2 protein-coding genes are annotated in these 1,173 nt (G+C 65.4%); both read left to right on the top strand.

The genetic code is table 11. The features are described 5' to 3' along the window. The coding region (locus tag AB4Y79_RS21610; RefSeq protein WP_441866252.1) for an aldehyde dehydrogenase family protein at positions 1-300 on the top strand (300 nt) is incomplete at its 5' end. Between the two features lie 31 nt (positions 301-331). Further along, positions 332-1,173 (top strand): 3,4-dihydroxyphenylacetate 2,3-dioxygenase (hpaD, locus tag AB4Y79_RS21605; RefSeq protein ID WP_441866250.1); only part of this gene is annotated, 842 nt, incomplete at its 3' end.

Below are 1,173 nucleotides of genomic sequence, written 5' to 3'. Positions count from 1 at the left end.
ATCACCCCGTTCGAGAACGACGACGAGGCCCTCGCCCTGGCCAACAACACCAGGTACGGCCTGGCCGCCTACATCTGGACCCAGAACCTGACCCGGGCCCACAACTTCTCGCAGAACGTCGAGGCCGGCATGGTGTGGCTGAACAGCCACAACGTCCGCGACCTCCGCACCCCGTTCGGCGGCGTCAAGGCCTCCGGCCTGGGCCACGAGGGCGGCTACCGCTCCATCGACTTCTACACCGACCAGCAGGCCGTGCACATCACCCTCGGCACCGTCCACACCCCCAAATTCGGCGCCTAGCCCGTACCCCTTTCAAAAAAGAGAGACCATCATGACCAACTTCGTTCCCACACCCACTGTCCCGGCTCCGGACATCGTCCGCTGCGCCTACATGGAAATCGTGGTCACCGACCTCGCCAAATCCCGTGAGTTCTACGTGGACGTCCTGGGCCTGCACGTCACCGAGGAAGACGAGAACAACATCTACCTCCGCTCCCTGGAGGAGTTCATCCACCACAACCTGGTCCTCCGCAAAGGCCCCATCGCCGCCGTCGCAGCCTTCGCCTACCGGGTGAAGTCCCCCGCCGAGGTCGACGCCGCCGAGACCTACTACCGCGAACTCGGCTGCCGGGTGGAACGCCGCAAGGACGGCTTCACCAAGGGCATCGGCGACTCCGTCCGCGTCGAGGACCCGCTGGGCTTCCCCTACGAATTCTTCTACGACGTGGAGCACGTGGAACGCCTCACCCAGCGCTACGACCTCTACTCCGCCGGCGAACTGGTCCGCCTGGACCACTTCAACCAGGTCACCCCCGACGTCCCCCGCGGCCGCGCCTACCTCGAAGACCTCGGCTTCCGCGTCTCCGAAGACATCAAGGACGCCGACGGCGTCACCTACGCCGCCTGGATGCACCGCAAGCAAACCGTCCACGACACCGCACTGACCGGCGGCAACGGCCCCCGCATGCACCACGTCGCGTTCGCCACCCACGAAAAGCACAACATCATCCAGATCTGCGACAAAATGGGCGCCCTGCGCATCAGCGACCGGATCGAACGCGGCCCCGGCCGGCACGGCGTCTCCAACGCCTTCTACCTCTACATCCTGGACCCGGACGGCCACCGCATCGAGATCTACACCCAGGACTACTACACCGGCGACCCCGACAACCC

This window comes from Pseudarthrobacter sp. YAF2 (assembly GCF_052113345.1).
Lineage (GTDB): Bacteria > Actinomycetota > Actinomycetes > Actinomycetales > Micrococcaceae > Arthrobacter.
This window is presented reverse-complemented; position numbering and strand designations above follow the sequence as displayed.